The organism is Burkholderia sp. Cy-637 (genome assembly GCF_011753175.1).
In the GTDB taxonomy this organism is placed as follows: domain Bacteria; phylum Pseudomonadota; class Gammaproteobacteria; order Burkholderiales; family Burkholderiaceae; genus Burkholderia; species Burkholderia gladioli.
Map to the genome: position 1 here is coordinate 1 of NZ_VWWC01000035.1, position 20,930 is coordinate 20,930.

22 protein-coding genes are annotated in these 20,930 nt (G+C 68.1%); 7 read left to right on the plus strand and 15 right to left on the minus strand.

Annotated elements, in window-relative coordinates; genetic code table 11:
• The coding region (locus F3J10_RS12545) for an FAD-binding oxidoreductase (protein WP_167242232.1) at positions 1–676 on the plus strand (676 nt) is incomplete at its 5' end.
• A gap of 106 nt (positions 677–782) precedes the next feature.
• Here the strand turns inward: F3J10_RS12545 and F3J10_RS12550 are convergent.
• From F3J10_RS12550 to F3J10_RS12585, 8 genes are all read right to left on the minus strand, one after another.
• A complete protein-coding gene (locus F3J10_RS12550; RefSeq protein WP_025097619.1) occupies positions 783–1,793 on the minus strand; it encodes an inorganic phosphate transporter in 1,011 nt (336 codons plus the stop codon).
• 10 nt (positions 1,794–1,803) lie between these two features.
• Positions 1,804–2,430, minus strand: a complete 627-nt coding sequence (locus F3J10_RS12555; protein WP_013698298.1) for a DUF47 domain-containing protein — start codon at positions 2,428–2,430, stop codon at positions 1,804–1,806.
• Between the two features lie 137 nt (positions 2,431–2,567).
• The gene (gene dnaB / locus F3J10_RS12560) at positions 2,568–4,991 is read right to left on the minus strand and encodes a replicative DNA helicase (protein WP_167242233.1); all 2,424 of its coding nucleotides are present in this window, start codon (positions 4,989–4,991) and stop codon (positions 2,568–2,570) included.
• Positions 4,992–5,142: 151 nt separating this feature from the next.
• On the minus strand, positions 5,143–5,595 hold the full coding sequence (rplI, locus tag F3J10_RS12565) for a 50S ribosomal protein L9 (RefSeq protein ID WP_025097617.1): 453 nt from the start codon (positions 5,593–5,595) through the stop codon (positions 5,143–5,145).
• 28 nt (positions 5,596–5,623) lie between these two features.
• The gene (gene rpsR / locus F3J10_RS12570) at positions 5,624–5,899 is read right to left on the minus strand and encodes a 30S ribosomal protein S18 (protein WP_006486248.1); all 276 of its coding nucleotides are present in this window, start codon (positions 5,897–5,899) and stop codon (positions 5,624–5,626) included.
• A 3-nt stretch (positions 5,900–5,902) separates the two neighbouring features.
• Positions 5,903–6,202: a primosomal replication protein N gene (gene priB / locus F3J10_RS12575; RefSeq protein ID WP_166913170.1), complete on the minus strand. Its 300-nt coding sequence runs from the start codon at positions 6,200–6,202 to the stop codon at positions 5,903–5,905.
• A 39-nt stretch (positions 6,203–6,241) separates the two neighbouring features.
• A complete protein-coding gene (gene rpsF, locus F3J10_RS12580; RefSeq protein WP_013698302.1) occupies positions 6,242–6,616 on the minus strand; it encodes a 30S ribosomal protein S6 in 375 nt (124 codons plus the stop codon).
• Positions 6,617–6,865: 249 nt separating this feature from the next.
• Positions 6,866–7,777, minus strand: coding sequence for a LysR family transcriptional regulator (locus F3J10_RS12585; protein ID WP_025097615.1), 912 nt, complete (start codon positions 7,775–7,777; stop codon positions 6,866–6,868).
• Positions 7,778–7,943: 166 nt separating this feature from the next.
• On the opposite strand from F3J10_RS12585, the gene gcl reads away from it, so the two are divergent.
• From gcl to F3J10_RS12600, 3 genes are all read left to right on the plus strand, one after another.
• Positions 7,944–9,719 carry a glyoxylate carboligase gene (gcl, locus tag F3J10_RS12590; RefSeq protein ID WP_025097614.1) on the plus strand — a complete coding sequence of 592 codons (1,776 nt, stop codon included), beginning with the start codon at positions 7,944–7,946 and terminating at the stop codon, positions 9,717–9,719.
• A gap of 87 nt (positions 9,720–9,806) precedes the next feature.
• Positions 9,807–10,604 (plus strand): hydroxypyruvate isomerase, encoded by a 798-nt coding sequence (hyi, locus tag F3J10_RS12595; RefSeq protein WP_025097613.1) that lies wholly within the window; start codon positions 9,807–9,809, stop codon positions 10,602–10,604.
• Between the two features lie 35 nt (positions 10,605–10,639).
• The gene (locus tag F3J10_RS12600; RefSeq protein WP_013698306.1) at positions 10,640–11,527 is read left to right on the plus strand and encodes a 2-hydroxy-3-oxopropionate reductase; all 888 of its coding nucleotides are present in this window, start codon (positions 10,640–10,642) and stop codon (positions 11,525–11,527) included.
• Positions 11,528–11,881: 354 nt separating this feature from the next.
• Here the strand turns inward: F3J10_RS12600 and F3J10_RS12605 are convergent, their stop codons facing one another.
• Positions 11,882–12,904, minus strand: coding sequence for an asparaginase (locus tag F3J10_RS12605; protein WP_167242234.1), 1,023 nt, complete (start codon positions 12,902–12,904; stop codon positions 11,882–11,884).
• A gap of 214 nt (positions 12,905–13,118) precedes the next feature.
• On the opposite strand from F3J10_RS12605, the gene F3J10_RS12610 reads away from it, so the two are divergent.
• The 3 genes from F3J10_RS12610 to F3J10_RS12620 all read left to right on the plus strand — a co-directional run bounded on the left by F3J10_RS12610 (position 13,119) and on the right by F3J10_RS12620 (position 14,973).
• On the plus strand, positions 13,119–13,409 hold the full coding sequence (locus tag F3J10_RS12610; protein WP_025097611.1) for a PsiF family protein: 291 nt from the start codon (positions 13,119–13,121) through the stop codon (positions 13,407–13,409).
• Positions 13,410–13,645: 236 nt separating this feature from the next.
• Positions 13,646–14,104, plus strand: a complete 459-nt coding sequence (locus F3J10_RS12615) for a hypothetical protein (RefSeq protein ID WP_166913167.1) — start codon at positions 13,646–13,648, stop codon at positions 14,102–14,104.
• 281 nt (positions 14,105–14,385) lie between these two features.
• Positions 14,386–14,973, plus strand: coding sequence for a YSC84-related protein (locus tag F3J10_RS12620; RefSeq protein WP_047836534.1), 588 nt, complete (start codon positions 14,386–14,388; stop codon positions 14,971–14,973).
• Positions 14,974–15,082: 109 nt separating this feature from the next.
• Here the strand turns inward: F3J10_RS12620 and F3J10_RS12625 are convergent, their stop codons facing one another.
• The 6 genes from F3J10_RS12625 to F3J10_RS12650 all read right to left on the minus strand — a co-directional run bounded on the left by F3J10_RS12625 (position 15,083) and on the right by F3J10_RS12650 (position 20,910).
• Positions 15,083–16,147 carry a glycosyltransferase family 4 protein gene (locus tag F3J10_RS12625; RefSeq protein WP_167242235.1) on the minus strand — a complete coding sequence of 355 codons (1,065 nt, stop codon included), beginning with the start codon at positions 16,145–16,147 and terminating at the stop codon, positions 15,083–15,085.
• Between the two features lie 201 nt (positions 16,148–16,348).
• On the minus strand, positions 16,349–17,518 hold the full coding sequence (locus F3J10_RS12630) for an AAA family ATPase (RefSeq protein WP_025100278.1): 1,170 nt from the start codon (positions 17,516–17,518) through the stop codon (positions 16,349–16,351).
• A 76-nt stretch (positions 17,519–17,594) separates the two neighbouring features.
• Complete coding sequence (locus tag F3J10_RS12635; protein ID WP_167230025.1) at positions 17,595–18,785, minus strand: mechanosensitive ion channel domain-containing protein; 1,191 nt, start codon at positions 18,783–18,785, stop codon at positions 17,595–17,597.
• A gap of 135 nt (positions 18,786–18,920) precedes the next feature.
• On the minus strand, positions 18,921–19,277 hold the full coding sequence (locus F3J10_RS12640) for a Rap1a/Tai family immunity protein (RefSeq protein WP_013698314.1): 357 nt from the start codon (positions 19,275–19,277) through the stop codon (positions 18,921–18,923).
• A 78-nt stretch (positions 19,278–19,355) separates the two neighbouring features.
• Positions 19,356–20,087 (minus strand): ankyrin repeat domain-containing protein, encoded by a 732-nt coding sequence (locus tag F3J10_RS12645; protein ID WP_013698315.1) that lies wholly within the window; start codon positions 20,085–20,087, stop codon positions 19,356–19,358.
• Positions 20,088–20,130: 43 nt separating this feature from the next.
• Positions 20,131–20,910, minus strand: a complete 780-nt coding sequence (locus tag F3J10_RS12650) for a TatD family hydrolase (protein ID WP_017920195.1) — start codon at positions 20,908–20,910, stop codon at positions 20,131–20,133.
• Positions 20,911–20,930: the final 20 nt, after the last annotated feature.

The following is a 20,930-nucleotide window of genomic DNA, read 5'->3' on the forward strand; positions in this document are numbered from 1 at the left end:
TCTGCATGGCGGCACGCCCGTGCTCGGCCTCGAGCGCGAGGGTGCCGGCTGGCGCCTGCGCACCGCGCAGGGCGCGACGATCCGCGCCGCCCAGGTGCTGATCGCGACCAATGGTTATACCGACGGCCTGTGGCCGGGGCTGCGGCAGTCGATCATCGCGGCCAACAGCTTCATCGTCGCGACCGCGCCGCTGCCCGACGAGATCGGCCGCGGCATCCTGCCCGGCGGCGAGGTGGCTTCCGATTCGCGGCGCCTGCTGCTGTATTTCCGCAAGGACGCCTCGGGCCGCCTGCTGATGGGCGGGCGCGGGCCGTTCAGCGAACCGGGTGCCGCCGCCGACTGGGCCCATCTCGAACGCGCGGCGGCCCTGATGTTTCCGCAGTTGCGCGGCATCGGCTACGACTATCGCTGGGCGGGACGGATCGCGATCACCCGCGATTTCCTGCCGCACCTGCATCGCCCGGCGCCGGGCCTGACCATCGCGCTCGGCTACAACGGCCGCGGCATCGCGTTGGCCACCACGCTGGGCCGCCATCTCGCCGACGCGATCGACGGCAGCGCGCCCGAGCTGCCGCTCGCGCCCGCGCCGATCCGGCCGATTCCGCTGCACGCGTTGCAGCGGCTCTACATCAGCGCCGGCGTCGCCTGGTACGCGCTGCTCGACGCGCTGTCCTGAGCGCCACGCGCGTTTCGTCGCGCCCAAAACGAAGCGCCGCGGCCTTTCGGCTCGCGGCGCTTCGTTTTTGCGGAGCGAGGCGGCGGCATGCCGCCTCGTGCCGGGATCAGAACACGCGGTGCCCGACCCACCAGCCGGCCGCGGCGATCAGGGCCGAGGCCGGGATCGTCAGCACCCAGGCCCAGACGATATTGCCGGCCACGCCCCAGCGCACGGCCGAGAGCTTGCGGGTGGCGCCCACCCCGACGATCGCGCCGGTGATGGTATGCGTGGTGGAGACCGGGATCCCCATCCAGGACGCCGAGAACAGCGTCAGCGCGCCGCCCAGCTCGGCGCAGAAACCGCCGACCGGCTTGAGCTTGGTGATCTTCTGCCCCATCGTGCGCACGATCCGCCAGCCGCCGAACAGCGTGCCCAGGCCCATCGACAGGTAGCAGGCGGCGATCACCCAGACCGGCGGCGCATCGGCCGTGGTCGAGGCGTAGCCGGTGGCGATCAGGAGCATCCAGATCATGCCGATGGTCTTCTGCGCGTCGTTGCCGCCGTGGCCCAGGCTGTAGAGCCCGGCCGACACCAGTTGCAGGCGCCGGAAGCGCCGGTCGACCTTGCTGGGCGGTGTGCGGAAATACAGCCAGGACACGCCGAGCATGAACAGCGAGCCGAGCACGAAGCCGAGCAGCGGCGAGATGAAGATGAAGGCGACCGTCTTCATCAGCCCGTCGAGGTTCAGCGAGCCCCAGCCCGACTTGGCCACCGCCGCGCCCACCAGGCCGCCGATCAGCGCGTGCGAGGAGCTCGAGGGGATGCCGTAGTACCAGGTGATGATGTTCCAGCCGATGGCGCCCACCAGCGCGCCGAATACCACGTAGTGATCGACGATGGACGGATCGATGGTGCCCTTGCCGACCGTCTGCGCGACCTTCAGGTGGAACACGAAATAGGCGATGACGTTGAACATCGCGGCGAAGGCGACGGCCTGTTGCGGCTTCAGCACGCCGGTCGACACGACGGTGGCGATCGAGTTCGCCGCGTCGTGGAAACCGTTCATGAAGTCGAACACGAGCGCGACCATGACCAGCGTCGCGACGGCCCAGATGGCGAGTTGTATCGAATGCATCGTGTCGGGCTCAGGCGTTTTCCAGCACGATGCCTTCGATGATGTTCGCGACGTCCTCGCACTTGTCGGTGATCTCCTCGAGCAGCTCGTAGACCGCCTTCAGCTTGATCAGGTTCTTGACGTCGTTTTCCTCGCGGAACAGCTTGGACATGGCCGAGCGCAGCACGCGGTCCGCCTCCGACTCCCAGCGATCGATTTCCTCGCAGGCCTTGAGGATCCGCGCCGACTGCTTCATGTCGGACAGCAGCGCCACGGCGGCCTGCACGTGCTGGGCCGATTCGAGCACGATGTGCGCGAGCTGGCTGGCCTCGGACGTGACGGCACGCACGTCGTACAGCGACACGGCCGTGGCGACGTCCTCCATCAGGTCGAGGATGTCGTCCATGGTGGTGATCAGCTTGTGGATTTCGTCGCGGTCGAGCGGCGTGATGAAGGTCTTGTGCAGCAGGTCGATCGCTTCATGGGTGAGCTTGTCGGCGGACTTCTCCGCGGACTGGACCTTCTGCTTGTGGATCTCGGCATCGGCGAGATTGTCGATCAGCAATTCGAGCTCGCGGCCGCCGGCCACGATGAAGTTCGCGTGCGAATTGAAGATTTCGAAAAACTTGCCCTCGGTGGGCATGAATCGACCGAACATGAATTTTCCGGGTGTTTGTCAAATGACTGTCATAAAAAGCGGCGTCATTGTACCGTTTCCCGGAAATACGGATGAAGCGATCGCCTGGGCTGCGACGAGATACAACGCTTCGCGGCCCAGGGCTTTACAAGCGGGGCTTAGTCGCTCTGGAAATGCTGCGAACCGGCAAAATTGTCGAACTTCGTGTAAGGCCCCAGGAACGTGAGCCGAACCGAGCCGATCGGGCCGTTACGCTGCTTGCCGATGATGATCTCGGCGGTGCCCTTGTCGGGGCTGTCCGGGTTGTACACTTCGTCGCGGTAGATGAACAGGATCACGTCCGCATCCTGTTCGATTGCGCCCGATTCGCGCAAGTCGGACATCACCGGGCGCTTGTTGGGCCGCTGCTCCAGGCCGCGGTTGAGCTGCGAGAGCGCGATCACCGGCACGTCGAGTTCCTTGGCCAGGCTCTTCAGCGAACGCGAGATTTCGGAGATTTCCGTGGCCCGGTTCTCGCCCTGCGAGGAACCCGTCATCAGCTGCAGGTAGTCGACCACGATCAGGCCGAGCTTGCCGCATTGCCGTGCCAGGCGTCGCGCGCGCGAGCGCAACTCCATCGGGTTCAGGCCGCCGGTCTCGTCGATGAAGAGCTGCGCCTCGCTCATCTTCTGCACCGCGTGCGTGAGCTTCGGCCAATCCTCGTCGGTCAGCCGCCCGGTGCGCATGCGGTGCTGGTCGAGCCGGCCGACCGAGCCGAGCATACGCATCACCAGCTGGCTGCCCGGCATTTCCATCGAGAACACCGCCACCGGCAGGCCGTATTCGACGGCCACATATTCGCCGATGTTCATCGAGAAGGCGGTGTTGTGCGTGACGACGTAGTCGTCGGTGATATACAGCCGGGTCGGATGCGAGACCGAGATGCACTGCGTTTGCGTGACGCGGGTCGGCTCGATCGAGACGATCACCGGCATCTTGTGCCGCGTGCGACCTGCCGTCAGTCGCTCGCGCTTGCCCTCGAACAGGAACAGGCTCTGCGGATCGGGGTGGCTGATGGTGCAGACATAGGCCGTCACGCCGTCGCGGCGCTCGCCCTGGCAGGTATAGGCGGTCGCCTTCTCGCTGATCGAGCACCAGGCGCCGAGCGAGCGCGCCAGTTCGCAGACGTCGCGCGCCAGTTGCGGGCTCGCCGTCGAATAACGGACCGTGCCCGAGGACTCGACCCAGCCGTCGGTATCGAGCAGGCCGCGCAGCAGGTCCAGGCGCACCGATTTCTCGGCGTCCAGGTAGGCGCGCGGGATGAACTGGTCGTGGCTCGCGCAGCCCCACAGGCCCAGCGCCTCGAGCGCCTCCTTGAGCGGATTGACGGGCGGCCGCTCGATCTCCCCGCCGGCTGCCCGGCGCTCGATGCGCCAATCGTATTGACCGCCGTGCTCGAGTTCGAGGCAGGCGTCGACGCGCTCGCGCATCCGCGCCAGGGTCGCCTCGGCCTTCACGCTGAAGCGCACCGCCGTGCCGCCCAGCGCGCCGTCGCCGAGCAAGGCGCCCAGCACCCAGCCATCGACCGGCAAGGGCTCGGCGCGCCCGAATTCCCCTTCGTGCAGGTCGATCCACAGCCGGTTGCGATAGCGCTCGCGCGTCAGCAGGCTGCGGATCTCGGCCGTGTTCAGCACGCGCGGCTTGTCCCAGCCGCGGTAATGGACGCGCCAGAGGTGCTCGTCGCAGCACTCGGTCGAGCGGCCGTCGGAGAAGCGCACGCGATGCACCTGGCGTTCGCCCTGCGGATAACGGCCGGTGACGAAGGAAGGCCTGCCGTCGATCGAGGCCAGCATGTCGCCCACCCGCAATTCGCCCATCGCCTTCCAGCCGGTCAGGGTCCTGACGCGGGCATCGAGCGGCTGCGCCTTGCCCATCGACGGCCGGCCGGCCACGATGATCAATTCCCCGCCATGCATCCCCGAGGTCATCCGGTCCAGGTCGACAAAGCCGGTCGGCGTGCCGGTCACGTCGCTCGGATTGGCCGTGTGATACAGCGTGTCGATCCGCTCCACCACTTGGGTCAGCAACGGCCCGATCTCGAGGAAGCCCTGGGTGCCGCGCGCGCCGTCCTCGGCGATCGAGAACACCTTCGACTCGGCCTCGTCCAGCAGCTGGCGGACTTCCTTGCCCTGCGGATTGAAGGCGTCGGCCGAAATCTCGTCGGCCACCGACACCAGCCGGCGCAGCACCGCGCGGTCGCGCACGATTTCCGCGTAGCGGCGGATGTTGGCCGCGCTCGGCGTGTTCTGCGCCAGCGCGTTCAGGTAGGCCAGGCCGCCCACGTCGTCGGCCTTGCCGGCCGTGACCAGCGCCTCGTAGACGGTCACCACGTCGGCCGGGCGCGTGCCGGCGATCAGCCGGCCGATGTGCTCGTAGATCAGCCGGTGGTCGTAGCGGTAGAAATCCTGTTGGGACAGAAAGTCGGCGATGCGGTCCCAGGCTGCGTTGTCGAGCAGGAGGCCGCCCAGCACCGATTGCTCGGCCTCGACCGAGTGCGGCGGGACTTTCAGCGATTCGAGTTGGGGATCTTGCGGCGCGTTCATGGCTTGGGATTATCGCGAAATGCGAGGGGGGGCGCCAGCGTCAGGCGGATGAAATGCGGCGGAAAACAAAAAAGGCAGGGCCGGTTTCCCGGACCCTGCCCTTTCGCGGCGCGGGGCGATGGAGGCTGCCCGCGCCTGAACAACGTGACGCTTAGGCGTGGTCGCCGATCACGTTGATCGTGACGTCGACGACGACGTCCGTGTGCAGCGCGACTTGCACGCCGTGCTCGCCGATCATCTTCAGCGGGCCTTCCGGCAGGCGCACTTGCGCCTTCTCGACGTCGTAGCCTGCCTTCTTCAGCAGTTCGGCGATGTCGCCGTTCGTCACCGAGCCGAACAGACGGCCGTCGACGCCCGACTTCTGCGTGATCTCGAACGACTGGCCAGCCAGCTTCTCGCCGACTGCCTGCGAGGCGGCCAGCTTCTCGGCGGCGACCTTCTCGAGTTCCGCGCGGCGGACTTCGAATTCAGCGATCGCGTCCTTGGTCGCGCGGCGAGCCTTGCGATTCGGGATCAGGAAGTTGCGTGCGTAGCCGTCCTTGACCTTGACGATGTCGCCGAGGTTGCCCAGGTTCGCGACTTTTTCCAACAGAATGATTTGCATTCGAATTCTCCTTATTGCGTCGCCGGCCTTAGGCCTTGTGCTGATCCGTGTACGGCAGCAGCGCGAGGAAACGCGCACGCTTGATTGCCGTGTCGAGCTGGCGCTGGTAGTGCGCCTTGGTACCCGTCAGACGCGCCGGCGTGATCTTGCCGTTTTCGCCGATGAAGTCCTTCAGCGTTTCCGTGTCCTTGTAGTCGATCTGCTCGACGCCGGCTGCCGTGAAGCGGCAGAACTTCTTGCGCTTGAAGAGCGGGTTTTGTTGCTGACGACGCTTGTCGAATTTCTTGCCAGTGGGACGGGGCATGATTCAGTCCTTTCCTATGTCCTGCAATGCTGTGATGTGAAACACCAGGGTTCGCGCGTTGCGGCTCTTTTTCGCCAGGAAACCGCTGAAGAGCGTCTCGACGCCCATCTCGCAGGCTTCCAGCTTGCCGCTGGCCTCGCCGGCCGCCATCGCCTCGATCGTCATTTCGACCTGTCGGCGGATGCCTGCCTCGACGACCTCCGTGCGGTGTTGCAGGGTGCAGCTCGCGATCGGAACGCCGGCGGGGGTGTAGCGCACCGCCTGTCGCTCGACGACGCTTGCCGTCAGTTGCAGCCTGTTCACGGGGTTGACGCGATCCTTGGTGGCTTGACCTTGTGAGTCTTAAGCCTGCGCTTCGGTCGGCTGGGCAGCAGCCGCCTTCTTGGCTTCTTCGCGCTGAACTTCCTTCATCATCGGCGACGGGCCGGTTTCGGCCTTCTTCATCTTGACGATGAGGTGACGCAGCACCGCGTCGTTGAACTTGAACGCGTGTTCGAGTTCGTCGAGCGTAGCCTGGTCGCACTCGATGTTCAGGCAGACGTAGTGAGCCTTGGCGAGTTTCTCGATCATGTAGGCCAGTTGACGACGGCCCCAGTCCTCGACGCGGTGGATCTGGCCGCCGCGCGTGGTGATCGTGGACTTGTAACGCTCGATCATGGCGGGCACTTGCTCGCTCTGATCGGGGTGCACGATAAAGACGATTTCGTAATGACGCATACACACTCCTTGTGGATTGAAGCCACCCGGGCGTCGGAACCGGTGTGGCAAGTGAGAAGCCGAAGATCATAACCCGAATGAGGGGCGCACGCAATGGTTTCCCTGCTTTCGTGGCGCGAATCGGCCGTGTTTTCAACGACTTGAGGCTCCTGTCTCCCTCCTGACCCGCTTCTGGCCCGCTTCTGGTCCGCTATCGGGCCGCCGCAGGCGCGCCGCGCGGGCCCGCCGATCCGGCCCCGAACCGCCGCCTCAGGGCGTGCCGCCCCAGTAGCCGGGCCGCGCATAGACCTCGCGCAGGTAGTCGATGAAGTAGCGCACGCGGGCCGGGACGTAGCGCTGCTGCGGGTAGACCGCGAGGATGTCGTAGTCCGGCAGCGCGAATTCGTCGAGCACCGTCTCCAGCTCGCCAGTCTCGAGCTGGCGCGCGATCTCCCAGGTCGAGCGCCAGCCCAGCCCGCGCCCTTCCGAGGCCCAGCGGTGCAGCAGCTCGCCGTCGTTGCAGTCGAGATTGCCGGCCACGCGGATCGTCGCCAGCTTGCCGTTGCGCCGGAAATACCAGCCGCGGTTCTGGCCCCCTTGCAGGTTGAAGGCCAGGCAGTTGTGGCGCAGCAGGTCGTCGAGCGACTTCGGGCGGCCATGGCGGCGAAAATACTCGGGCGTGCCGCACACCACGCGGCGATTGGTGGCCAGCTTGACCGCCACGAAGTTCGGGTCGACCGCGCCGCCGATCCGGATCGACAGGTCGTAACCCTCGCGCACCAGGTCGACCACGCGGTCGGTCAGGTTGAAGGACAGTTGCAGGTCCGGCTTGTCGGCGATGAACTCCGGCGCGAGCGGCGCGACGTGCTTGCGGCCGAAGGCGGCCGGCGCCGACACGATCAGGTGCCCGTTGACGGCGCGGCGCCCGGCCGCCAGCTCGTTTTCGGCCTGGTCCCAGTCGCCCAGCAGGCCGCGGCAGCGCTCCAGGAAGGCCGCGCCCTCCTCGCTGACCACCAGCCGCCGCGTCGAGCGGTACATCAGCTTGACGCCCAGGCGCTTTTCCAGCGCGTCGATGCGCCGGCCCAGCACCACCGGCGAGACGCCCTCCTCCAGCGCCGCCGCGGCCAGGCTGCCGGCATCGGCCACCTTCACGAAGGTTTCGATCTGCTTGAAGCGGTCCATGCGCCTGCCTGCCTCCTTGTGCCTCGAAGCGCCGCCGCGCCTGGACGCAGCCGCAATTCGATACTTTTAGTTTCGAAATAAGCGACGAGAGCCGATCTTATCAAAGCTTTCACGTAACCATAAAGTGTCTCCGACTACCTGATCCGCCATTCCCAAGGAGACATGCATGGCCAAGATGAGAGCCGTCGACGCCGCCGTCCTGGTGCTCGAGAAGGAAGGCATCCAGACCGCCTTCGGCGTTCCCGGTGCCGCCATCAACCCGTTCTACTCGGCGCTGCGCCGCTCGGGCGCGATCGGCCATGTGCTGGCGCGCCACGTGGAAGGCGCCTCGCACATGGCCGAGGGCTACACGCGCGCCGCGCCCGGCAATATCGGCGTGTGCATCGGCACCTCGGGGCCGGCCGGCACCGACATGATCACCGGCCTCTACTCGGCCTGGGCCGATTCGATCCCGATCCTCGCGATCACCGGCCAGGCGCCGCGCGCGCGGCTCTACAAGGAAGACTTCCAGGCGGTCGACATCGAATCGATCGCCAAGCCGGTCACCAAGTGGGCGGTCACGGTGCGCGAGCCGGCCCTGGTGCCGCGCGTGTTCCAGCAGGCCTTCCACCTGATGCGCTCGGGCCGCCCGGGCCCGGTGCTGGTCGACCTGCCGATCGACGTGCAACTGGCCGAGATCGAGTTCGACATCGACACCTACGAGCCGCTGCCGGTCTACAAGCCCAAGGCCAGCCGTAAGCAGGCCGAGGCCGCGATCGCGATGCTGGCGGCGGCCGAGCGGCCGCTGATCGTGTCCGGCGGCGGGGTGCTGAACGCGGTGGCGGAGGACCTGCTGGTCGAGTTCGCCGAGACGGTCGGCGTGCCGGTGATCCCGACCCTGATGTCCTGGGGCGCGATTCCCGACGACCATCCGCTGATGGCCGGCATGGTCGGCCTGCAAACTTCGCATCGCTACGGCAACGCCACCCTGCTCGCCTCGGACTTCGTGCTCGGCATCGGCAACCGCTGGGCCAATCGCCATACCGGCAGCGTCGAGGTCTACACCAAGGGCCGCAAGTTCGTGCACGTCGATATCGAACCGACCCAGATCGGCCGCGTGTTCGGCCCCGATCTCGGCATCGTCTCGGATGCGAAGGCCGCGCTCGAGCTGTTCATCGAGGTGGCTCGCGAATGGAAGGCGGCCGGCAAGCTGCCGGCGCGCGACGCCTGGGTGGCCGAATGCCAGGAACGCAAGCGCACGCTGCAGCGCAAGACCCACTTCGACGAGGTGCCGGTCAAGCCGCAGCGCGTCTACGAGGAGATGAACAAGGCCTTCGGCCGCGACACCTGCTACGTCAGCACCATCGGCCTGTCGCAGATCGCCGGCGCGCAGTTCCTGCATGTGTACCAGGCGCGCAACTGGATCAACTGCGGCCAGGCCGGGCCGCTGGGCTGGACCATCCCCGCCGCGCTGGGCGTGCGCGCGGCCGACCCGTCGCGCCCGATCGTGGCGCTCTCGGGCGACTACGACTTCCAGTTCCTGATCGAGGAGCTGGCGGTGGGCGCGCAGTTCAAGCTGCCCTACGTGCACGTGGTGGTCAACAACGCCTACCTCGGGCTGATCCGCCAGGCGCAGCGCGCCTTCGACATGGACTACTGCGTGCAGCTCGCCTTCGAGAACGTCAACGCCCCCGAGCTCGGCAGCTACGGCGTCGACCACGTCGCGGTGGCCGAGGGCCTCGGCTGCAAGGCGCTGCGCGTGTCGAAGCCCGAGCAGATCGCGCCGGCCTTCGAGCAGGCCAAGCAGTTGCTCGCCGAGTTCGGCGTGCCGGTGGTGGTCGAGGTGATCCTGGAGCGCGTCACCAATATCGCGATGGGCGCCGAGATCGACGCGATCAACGAGTTCGAGCCGCTGGCCGAACGCGCCGAACATGCGCCGACCGCGATCACGCTGCTCGACTGAGCGTGCCCCGGGGCGCGCGGCGGGCTGATCCAGCCCGCGCCGCGCACCCGCTTCCCCAACCCAGCTGACCGACCGGATTCCATCGCCATGCCGAAATTCGCCGCCAACCTGACCATGCTGTTTACCGAGCTGCCCTTCCCCGACCGCTTCCAGGCGGCCGCCGAGGCCGGCTTCGACGCCGTCGAGTTCCTGTTCCCCTATCCCTACGACAAGGCCGAGCTGGCCGAGCGGCTCGCCGCCAACCGGCTCAAGCTGGTGCTGCACAACCTGCCGGCCGGCAACTGGGAGCAGGGCGAGCGCGGCATCGCCTGCCTGCCTGATCGCCGCGCCGAATTCGAGGACGGCGTGGGCCGCGCGATCGACTACGCGAAGGCCTTGCAGGTGCCGCAGCTGAACTGCCTGGTGGGCATCCCCTCGGCCAGCGCGCCGCGCGACACCACCCTGGTGACGATCGTCGAGAACCTGCGTTTCGCCGCACGCGCGTTGCAGCAGGAAGGCATCCGCCTGCTGGTGGAGCCCTGCAACCATTTCGACATCCCGGGGTTCGCGCTGAACCGCTCGTCGGAGGCGCTCGACGTGATCCGCGCGGTGGGCTCCGACAACCTGTTCCTGCAATACGACATCTATCACATGCAGCGCATGGAGGGCGAGCTCGCGGCCACGCTGCGCGCGAACCTGCCGTCGATCGCGCACGTCCAGCTCGCCGACAACCCGGGCCGCCACGAGCCCGGCACCGGCGAGATCCGCTACGACTACCTGTTCGCGCTGCTCGACGAACTCGGCTACGACGGCTACGTCGGCTGCGAGTACAAGCCGCTCAAGGGCACGCGCGAAGGCCTCGGCTGGCTGCGCGAGGCCAAGCAGCGCAGCGCCGAATACGCCTGAGCCCCACCCACCCCTCATTCAGGAGACATCCACACATGGCAACGATCGGTTTCATCGGCCTCGGCATCATGGGCTCGCACATGGCCCGCAACCTGCTGAAGGCCGGCCACTCGCTGGTGGTCAACGGCGCCTTCCCGATCCCCGACGACCTGCGCGAGCGCACCCGCGTGGTGGCCAATTCGAGCGCGGTGGCCGACAGCGCCGAGATCATCATCTCGATGGTTCCGGACACGCCCGACGTGCGCAACGTGCTGTTCGCCGAGGACGGCGTGGCCAAGGGGCTGACGGCCGGCAAACTGGTGATCGACATGAGCTCGATCTCGCCGCTCGACACGCAGGAATTCGCCCGGCAGATCAACGCGCTCGGCTGCGACTACCTCGATGCGCCCGTCTCGGGCGGCGAGGTGGGCGCGCGCGACGCGACGCTGACCATCATGGTCGGCGGCCCGGAGCAAGCCTTCGAGCGCGCCCGGCCGCTGTTCGAGGCGATGGGCAGGAATGTCTCGCTGGTCGGCGACAACGGCGCGGGCCAGACCACCAAGGTCGCCAACCAGATCATCGTCGCGCTGAACCTGGAGGCGGTGGCCGAGGCGCTGCTGTTCGCGGCGCGCTCGGGCGCCGATCCGGAACGCGTGCGCCGCGCCCTGATGGGCGGCTTCGCGGCCTCGCGGATCCTGGAGCTGCACGGCGAACGGATGACCAAGCGCACCTTCGACCCCGGCTTTCGCATCGAACTGCACCAGAAGGACCTGAACCTCGCGCTCGACGGCGCGCGCCGCCTCGGCCTGGCGCTGCCGCACACGGCCAGCGCCCAGCAGTTGTTCAGCGTGTGCGCCGCGCATGGCGGCAAGGCCTGGGATCACTCGGCGATCGTGCGCGCGCTCGAGATCATGTCGAACCTCGAGATCGCCGAGGCGAAATAAGCCGAGGAGGAATAAGCCGAGGAGAAGCGCCGGGGGCAATCCCGAGGCAGGCGCGAGACACGGGCGGCCACGCCGCCCGAACCGTGGGGCGCCCGCCGGATAGCGATCCGGCGGGCGGTTTGAAGGCCGCTCTGGGCTGAGAGCGGCTGGTGGGGTCCGCAGCGGCACCCGGCGACGCCGGGGAAGCCTTGGTCGGTCAGACGTCGTCGTCGGGTGTCCGCCTGTCGGATCCGCATCCTCAAGCAGTCCGTAGCAAGCGGGCGGCACGCGCCGCCCCTGCCTGATCTCCCTGCGCATCATGAAAAAACGGGCCGAGCGGCCCGTTTGCTTTTCGCGACGAAGCCGCGCCCCGTCTCAATACGTATCGAAGACCGCCTGCAGGCGCGCCGCGTCGTCGATGCCGGCCGCCAGCGCCAGCATCAGCAGCACGCGCGCCTTGAACGGGTTCAGCGAACCGGCGCTGACGAAGCCGAGCGCCTCGTCGTTGGCCGCGCCGTTGCGCATCACGTGGCCCGAGCCGGCGCGCGAGGCGCGCACCACCGCCACACCACGATGTGCCGCCTCCAGCAGCGCGGCCTGCAGCGTGGCATGGATCGAACCGTTGCCGGTGCCCGCCACCACGATGCCCTTCACGCCGGCGGCCACCAGCGCGTCGACGCCGATGCGCGAAGCCCCCGCGTAGCTGCTGACGATCTCCACCGCCGGCCAGGCGCCGATGCTGAAGCGCGGCGCGCTGGCCGCATCGCGCACGATGCCGCGCGCGAACTCCACGCGGCCGTCCTGCACCCAGCCGAGCACCCCGGTCTCGGGCGACTGGAACGCGTCGACGGCATAGGTGCTGGTCTTCACCACGTCGCGCGCGGCGTGGATCTTGTTGTTGAACGCGACCAGCACGCCGCGGCCGCGCGCAGCCGCGCTGGCCGCGACCGTCACCGCGTTCAGCAGGTTCAGCGGGCCGTCCGGCGAGAGCGCGGTGGCCGGGCGCATCGCCGCCGTGATCACCACCGGCTTGGGGGTCGCCACGCACAGATGCAGCAGCGCGGCGGTTTCCTCCAGCGTGTCGGTGCCGTGCGTGATCACGATGCCGTCGATGCGCGGATCGGCGGCCAGCGCCTCGATACGCTGCACCAGGGTGGCCCACAGCGCCGGCTCGAGATCCTTGCTGTCGATGCTGGCCACCTGCTCGCCCTCGATCTGCGCGACGCGCGCCAGTGCCGGCACGGCGTCGAGCAGCGAGGCGAGGCCCAGGGCGCCCGCCTGGTAGCCGGCGGTGTTGGTGGCATCGGGCGCGGCGCCGGCGATGGTACCGCCGGTGGCCAGGACCGCGATGCGCGGCAGCGTGGCCGGGGAGGTGGGGAGCGAAGTCGTATGTGTCATGGCCGCGATTGTAATCGCACTGAATCGCCGCCGGCCACGCTCGGGCGCGCCGACTTCGGCAGGCGGCCCGCGTCAACGCCCCGGCCGCCCCGCGCGTTAGTGCGGAGGTAGTTCTGGTGTTTTCGAGACGATTTGCCATAATGGCCCGGCGATCGTCGCAGCCGCGCGTCGCAAGGTGTCAACGACAGGGCCAATTACCCAACGGGAGTGTCCAATGAAAATCCGATCGCTGATGGCCGTGCTGCTGCTCGGCGGCATGCTGGCTTCACCCGCCTTCGCCGCGAACAGCCAGCAGGACAAGATGAAGGCCTGCAACACGCAGGCAGCCGGCAAGTCCGGCGACGAGCGCAAGGCCTTCATGAAGGACTGCCTGTCCGCCAAGCCGGCCGGCAAGATGTCGCAACAGGACAAGATGAAAGCCTGCAACACGCAGGCGACGGGCAAGAAAGGCGACGATCGCAAGGCCTTCATGAAGAGCTGCCTGTCGAACCAGCCGGCGGCCTGAGGCTCCACCGCCCGCACCACGATGCCGCGCCCTGCTGCTCGCAGGCGCGGCATTTTTCTTTGGGGCACGCCGTCGCGCGTCCGCCAAGCCGCCCTGCCCGGCCGGCACCGTCGCCGGCTCGATTTTCTCCTATGATGGATGAGCGCCACGCGGCCCCGCCGTGCCGGCTTCCCCCGGCCCCCGCGTCGCCCATCCCGCCACGCCCGCGCATCGAACGGGCAAGCCTGGAGACAAGCATGGCAAGCACGAGCAGACGTCGTCGCTGGATCCGTCGCTGGTTGATCGTGGTGGTGTTCTGGGCCGTGCCGGTCGCGATCGTCGCGGTGCGCGAGATCCAGGACGAATCGGCCTACAACCGCGCCGAACTCGAACGCGCGCTCGACACCTGGCAGCTCGGCGATGCGCAGCAGGCCGCCGGCCTCGCCACGCGTTGCCGCGGCACGCCCGATGACGCCCGCGCGGCCGGCTGCCCGGCCGAGGTGCTGGCCGCCAATGCCGCGCGCCGGCAGGACGCGCAGGCCGACTACGCGATGCGACGCCACACGCTGGCCATCTACCTGCTGCATGCGCTGATCGGCTACTGGGTGGCACCGGCCGCGCTGCTGTTCGCCTGCGGCGCGCTGGTCGGCCTGTTGCGGCGCGCGCTGGGCCGCGCCCCGGCGCCGCCCGTCGATCCCCCCGCTGCCGCGCACTAAGCACGCCCCATGTTGCGGCGCATTCAAACGCCGGCCGCCGAAATCCTCGCGCCGGCCCGCCGTGAAGGCCCGTGGCAGGCCCTTCCCGAGCTTCTTTACAAGCAATCGGAATTCACTGATTCAATTCGGAAAATGGCAATTTAAAGAATTTCAACGATTTGACGCTTTTTTACTTAAATGCCGAAAAAAGTCGCAGATCGCTGTGATATAACTCCCGACGCATTGCCCAGTTTTGGCGGGACGACCCTCAAGACCACACCTGATGGAGAAGGAGAAAAACGATGCAAAAACGCAATCTCGTGTTGAAAGCCGCCGCCGCGCTGATCGTCGGCAGCCTCGCGCTCACCGGCTGCACCACCACGCCGGACAAGCCCGACAGCGCGTCGACCAACGCATCGAAGCGCCAGGCGATCGACGCCAGCGTGAACGCCACGCTCTCGCGCCTCTATTCGACCGTGCCGGGCTCGCGTGAGCTGGCCGCCAAGTCGCGCGGCATCCTGGTGTTCCCGAGCGTGCTGCAGGCCGGCTTCATCGTCGGCGCGCAGACCGGCAACGGCGCGCTGCGCGTGGGCGGCAGCACGGTCGGCTACTTCAACACCTCCTCGCTGTCGGTCGGCCTGCAGGCCGGCGCGCAATCGAAGGCCGTGGTGTTCCTGTTCATGACGCAGGACGCGCTCGACAAGTTCCGCGCCACCAACGGCTGGTCGGCCGGCGCCGACGCCTCGGTCGCGCTGGTGAAGATGGGCGCGAACGGCGCGATCGATTCGAACACGGCCACCGCGCCGGTCGAGGTGATCGTGCTGACCAACGCCGGCCTGATGGGCGACGTGTCGATCAACGGCACCAAGGTCACCAAGCTGGACCTGTAAGACAGGCAGCAAGGCCGCGCGGCCTCTGCCAGGGCCGCGCAACCGCGGACATGAAAAAGGCGCCTCGCGAGAGGCGCCTTTTTTGCCATGCGGCGGCCGGATCGAATCCTCAGGTGGCCGAATCGATGACCTTGAAGCGCGAGCGCTTCTGCGCGCGGATCAGCGCCTGGTAGACGTCGACATACTGCTGGGCCATGCGCCGCGAGGTGAAGCGCTCCTCGAAGCGCTGCCGCACGCGCGTGCGCGAGAGCGCCGAGAGGCGGTTCACGGCCGCCACCGCGCCGATCTCGTCCTCCACGATGAAGCCCGTCAGCCCCTCCTCGATCACCTCGGGCACCGCGCCGCGATTGAAGCCGATCACCGGCGTGCCGCAGGCCATCGCCTCGATCATCACCAGGCCGAAGGGCTCGGGCCAGTCGATCGGGAACAGCAGCGCATGCGCGCCGGACAGGAATTCGGCCTTCTGCTCGTCGGCGATCTCGCCGATGAATTCCACATGCGGCAGCGCGAACAGCGGCTTGATGCGGCGCTCGAAATACTCCTCGTCGGCCGCGTCGATCTTGGCGGCGATGCGGATCGGCAGGCCGCAGCGCTCGGCGATCCGGATCGCGCGATCGACACGCTTTTCCGGCGAGATCCGGCCCAGGAAGGCGAGGTAGCGCTGCTCCACCGGCTGCGGCGTGTAGAGCGTGTCGGGCAGGCCGTGCAGCACCGTGGTCAGCCAGTTGGCGCGCGGCAGCGGTTGGCGCTGCGAATTCGAGATCGAGACCACCGGCGCGGTATTGAACAGGTCGAACACCGGCTGCTGCTCGAGCAGGTCCAGGCGCCCGTGCAGCGTGGTGAGGAACGGCGTGGGCTGGCGCTGGAATACCGAGAACGAGTAGTAGTCCATGTGGAAATGCAGCACGTCGAACTCGGCGGCGCGGCGCGCCACGCGCTCCATCAGCAGCATGTGCGGCGCCACGCGATCGCGGATCGACACGTCCAGGCGCATCGCGCGCGGCCACACCGCGTCGAGCTTGGCCTTGGTGTGCGAGTCCCCGCTCGCGAACAGCGTCACGTCGTGCCCCAGGTCGACCAGCGCCTCGGTGATGTAGGACACGACACGCTCGGTGCCGCCGTAGAGCTTCGGCGGCACCGATTCCGTCAGAGGCGCGATCTGAGCAATCTTCATCGTTATGTTCTCCAGGAACGCCCATGGGCCGCGGCACAAAGCCGCGCTACCGCTAATCCGACATTATTCGCGATCCGCCCCGGGGGTGGCAGGGAGATTGCATTTTCTGGACCTTGTTACAGCACGGATACATTCGGTTTCGGCAAGACTTACCGCATCGCAACATGGCTTGCCTCCCCGCCTCGCCCAGGCCGTTTCCGCTCAGCGCGCGGGCCATTTCCAGGCCGGCCGGTCGAGCTGCTCGTCGTCGACGCGCGTCTCGCCGAGCCGCTTGTCGAGCACCAGCGACAGGCTGCCGGCCTCGCGCTCCAGGGTGGAAACCAGGCGCGCCGCATGCGAGACCACGATCACCTGCGAGCGCGCCGCCGCGCGGGCAATCAGGCGCCCCAGCGCCGGCAGCAGGTCCGGATGCAGGCTGGTTTCCGGTTCGTTGAGCACCAGCAGGGCCGGCGGGCGCGGTGTCAGCAGCGCGGCGGCCAGCAGCAGGTAGCGCAGCGTGCCGTCCGAGAGCTCCGCCACGCCGAGCGCGCGCAGCAGCCCCGGCTGCTGCATCGTCACCTCGAAGCGGCCGCGCCCGCCGGTCTCGACGGCCAGGCGCGCGCCCGGGAAGGCGTCGTCGATGGTCGAGTCGAGCGCCTCGGCGTCGCCGATCTCGCGGATCGTCTGCAGCGCGGCGGCCAGGTCGGCGCCGTCGTCGGCCAGCACCGGCGTGTGCGTGCCGACCTGCGCCTGGCGAGCCGGCGCGCCGGCATCGGTGCGGAAATGGTCGTAGAAGCGCCAGGAGCGGATCCGCTCGCGCATCGCGATCATCTCGGGCGCGCCGGAAGGATCGACGAATTCGGTCAGCATGCTGTCGAACGAGGCGACCGGCTGCGGCACGCTGCGCCAGTCGCCGGCCGCGTCGCGGGTGCGGATCTGCGCGCCGTGCCGCTCGACCAGCAGCGTCGAGGGCCGCAGCATGGCGCCGCTCCACAGGCATTCGCGCTTGATCACCGGATCGAGGCCGAAGGCCGAATGGGAAACGATCGGCAGGCCCAGGTCGATGGCGTAGCCGAAATCCTCGCAGGCGAAGCCGAGCTTGAGCGAGACGGGATCCTTGCGCGCCAGCGGCTGGACCGGCACCTCGCCCGCCAGCATCGCGCGCGAGAAGCGCTCGGGGCCCGCCCACAAGGTCGAGGCCAGGCCGCCCTCGCGCGCCAGCGAGGGAATCGCGCGCCCCTGGGCGGTATCGGCCAGCAGACGCAGCGCGCGGTAGACGCTGGACTTGCCGCTGCCGTTCGGTCCCGTCACCACGTTGAGCCCGGCCAGCGGCACGATGAAGTCGCGCAGCGAGCGGTAGTTGGCGACCGCCAGCGCGGTCAGCGGCGGCATCGAGGGGCCGGCGCCCGGCTTCGGATCGGTCATGCGGGGCTCGCTCGGCGAAGGAGGAAGGACCCGGCGGCGGCGCTCAGCGCACCGCCTCCGGCGCGGGCGCCTCGGCGGCGGTCGGATCGGCCGCCGTGTTGGCGGCCGTGCTGGCCGCCGGCTCGTGCGGCATCCACGAAGGCAGCACCGGCTCGCGCCCCTGGTCCGGCGTGGCCAGCTCCATCCGGCCGCGCGGCAGGCTGTCCGGGTAATTGGCCTGCAGGAAGGCGATCAAGCCCTCGCGCACGCGGCAGCGCAGGTCCCAGGCCAGCGAGGAATCGGGCGCGCTGACCAGCGCGCGCAACTGGATCGAGCGCTCGGTGGCGTCGGTCACCTGCAGCACCTGCACCCGGCCGTCCCATTCGGGCGCGGCGCTGACGATGCGCGACAGCTCGTTGCGCAGCGGCTCCAGCGGCGTGCGGTAGTCGACGAACAGGAACACCGTGCCGATGATCTCGGCGCTGTTGCGGGTCCAGTTCTGGAACGGATTCTCGATGAACCATTGCAGCGGCACCACCAGCCGGCGCTGGTCCCACAGCCGCACGGAAACATAGGTGCCAGTGATTTCCTCGATCCGGCCCCACTCGCCCTGGATCACCACCACGTCGTCGAGCCGGATCGGCTGCGAGATGCCGATCTGCAGGCCGGCGATCAGGTTGCCGAGCACCGGCCGCGCGGCGATACCGGCCACCAGCCCGGCCACGCCGGCCGAGGCCAGCAGGCTCGCGCCGATCTGCCGGACATTGGGGAAGGCCATCAGCGCGGCGCCGGTGCCGATGATCACCACCACCACCATCGCCGAGCGCGCCAGCACGCGCGCCTGGGTGTGGATGCGGCGCGCCTCCAGGTTGTTGGGCCGGTCGACCGGGTTGGCCTGCACGATCGCCTCGCCGACCGCCGCCGCCAGGCGCATCAGCAACCAGGTCAGCGCGATGATCAGGCCGACCGCCGCGAGCGTGCGCAAGCCGCCGGCGTGGCTCAGTTCGTCGGCCACCTGCAGGGACAGGAATTCGAGCGCCAGGAAGGCCAGCACCGCGAGCGCGGGCCGGTCGATATAGCGCACGATCACGCTCATGAAGGGATAGGGGCGCGCCAGCGGGATCAGGATCCGCGCGCCGAGCCAGTGGATGCCGGTCACGACGGCCAGCAGGAGCGCGGCAACGAACAGCGTGCCGGGCCAGGAGTGGAGCGGCGCATCGGCGATGGCCGCGAGTTGATCGATGGTCATCGTCATCGCGCGGGAGTCGTCGTCTGGGGCGGGGGCGGCGGGATCCGCGGATCCCGCTTCCGCCGGGGTTGCTTGGAACAGGACAGGGGGCCGGGAGCCGCCCTCGCCTTCAGTTCAGCTCGGGCGCGGCGGCCTCGAGCCTCAATTGCCGTTGCGGCAGGGAAACGCCTTGCCGAGCCCGAGCGAGACGGCCGTGCTGGCGTTGTAGTCGACGATCTTCGGGTTCTCGGCGACGTACTTGCGCACCGCGTCCGTCATCTGCTGCGCCTTGATGTCGGGCGGCAGGCAGAAGTACTGGCCGACGCGCGGCCCGGTGGTGCCGCCGATCGCGTCGATCGTGTTGTACACGCCGTCGGCGGCGCCCTCGATATACGCGCCGCACGAGGCGCGCGACTTCACGTCGGTCTTCGCACAGAGCTTGTCGAGATCACCGGCCGTGAAAGCGTGCGCCGACAGCGGCGCGACGAACGCGGCGGCAAAACACAGAGCCCGCAACATTGGATCTTCCTTATGTCAGGTCGGCGGCCTCAGGCCGGTACGACGAAAGCGGCGCGGCGAAGGCCGCGCCCAAAACCGCTATTTTGCACTGTTTTGGCCACCCGCCCCACTGGCGGGGCGGCCGTCGCCGATCCGCACGGTGCGCGTGGACAGGATCTTGACCGCGTCGGGCGCCTGGTAATGCTTGGCGAACTCCAGCGCGGTGACGCCGACCTGGTTCTTGATGGCCGGATCGGCGCCCTGGTCGAGCAGCAGGGTGACGGTGGTGTCGTGGTTGCCGCGCGCGGCCATCATCAGCGGCGTGGTGCCGTTGGGCGAGCCCGCGTCGATGTAGGCGGACTTGTCGAGCAGGTAGCTGACCACGTCGTCGTGGCCGTTGGTGGCCGCGTAGTGCAGCGCCGTCCAGCCCTTCTTGCTGACCTCGGCGCCCTTGTCGACCAGGAACTTCACCAGCGGCAGGTCGCCGTTGAGCGAGGCCATCATCAGCGCGTTCTCGCCGGCCGGATCGGTCTTCTCCAGGTCGACGTTGGGTGCCGAGGCCAGCGCCTCGGCCACCTTGTCCGACTTCTCGCGCGCGGCGATCACGATCAGCGGATTGCCGCGCTCGTCGGTCAGGTTCGGGTCGAGCCCGTTCTTGAGCTGCTTGCCGATGTCGGCGATGTCGTCGAACTTGACGGCCTTGACGATCGCGTCGCGCGATTCGGCATGCGCGAGCGTGGCGGCGAAGCCGGTGCCGCAGGCGGCGGCGAGGACGAGCGCGCGCAGCGCGGCGCCCGGGCGGATCATGGACAGACCGTTGATCGGTTTCATATTGTTAGGCTCCTACCCTGGGTTGCTCCGGCCGACGATCGCATCAGGCGGCGATCTTGAACAGCCGGAAAAAGTTCTGCGTGGTCGCGGCGGCCAGCGCCTCATCGCTGATGCCGCGCTGTGCCGCGATAAAGCGTCCGACATAACTGACGTACGCAGGTTCATTCGGCTTGCCGCGATACGGCACCGGCGCCAGGTACGGCGAGTCCGTCTCGATCAGCAGGCGCTCGATAGGCACGCGCCGCGCCACGTCCTGCACTTCCTCGGCCTTCTTGAAGGTGACGATCCCCGACAGCGAGATATGGAAGTCCTGCGCCAGCGCCGCCTCGGCCACGTGCCAGGGCTCGGTGAAGCAGTGCATCACGCCGCCCGGCACCGAGGCGCGCTCCTCGGCCATGATCCGCAGCGTGTCCTCCGAGGAGGCGCGCGTGTGGATGATCAGCGGCTTGGCGGTGGCGTGCGCGGCGCGGATATGCGTGCGAAAGCGCTCGCGCTGCCATTCCATGTCGGCGATCGTGCGCTCGCCGAGCCGGTAGTAGTCGAGGCCGGTCTCGCCGATCGCGACCACCTTCGGGTGCGCCGCCAGTTCGACGAGTTCGGCGAGCGTCGGTTCCCGCACCTCCTCGTGATCGGGATGCACGCCCACCGAGGCGTAGATGTGCTCGTGCCGCTCGGCGATCGCGAGCACCTGCGGCAGGGTCTCCAGGTCGACCGAGACGCACAGCGCATGCGTGACCTGGTGCTCGCGCATCTTGTCGAGCACCTCGGGCAGGCGCTCGGCGAGCCCTTCGAAATTGATGTGGCAATGCGAATCGACGAACATCGGTGCTTCCTGTCTGGGCT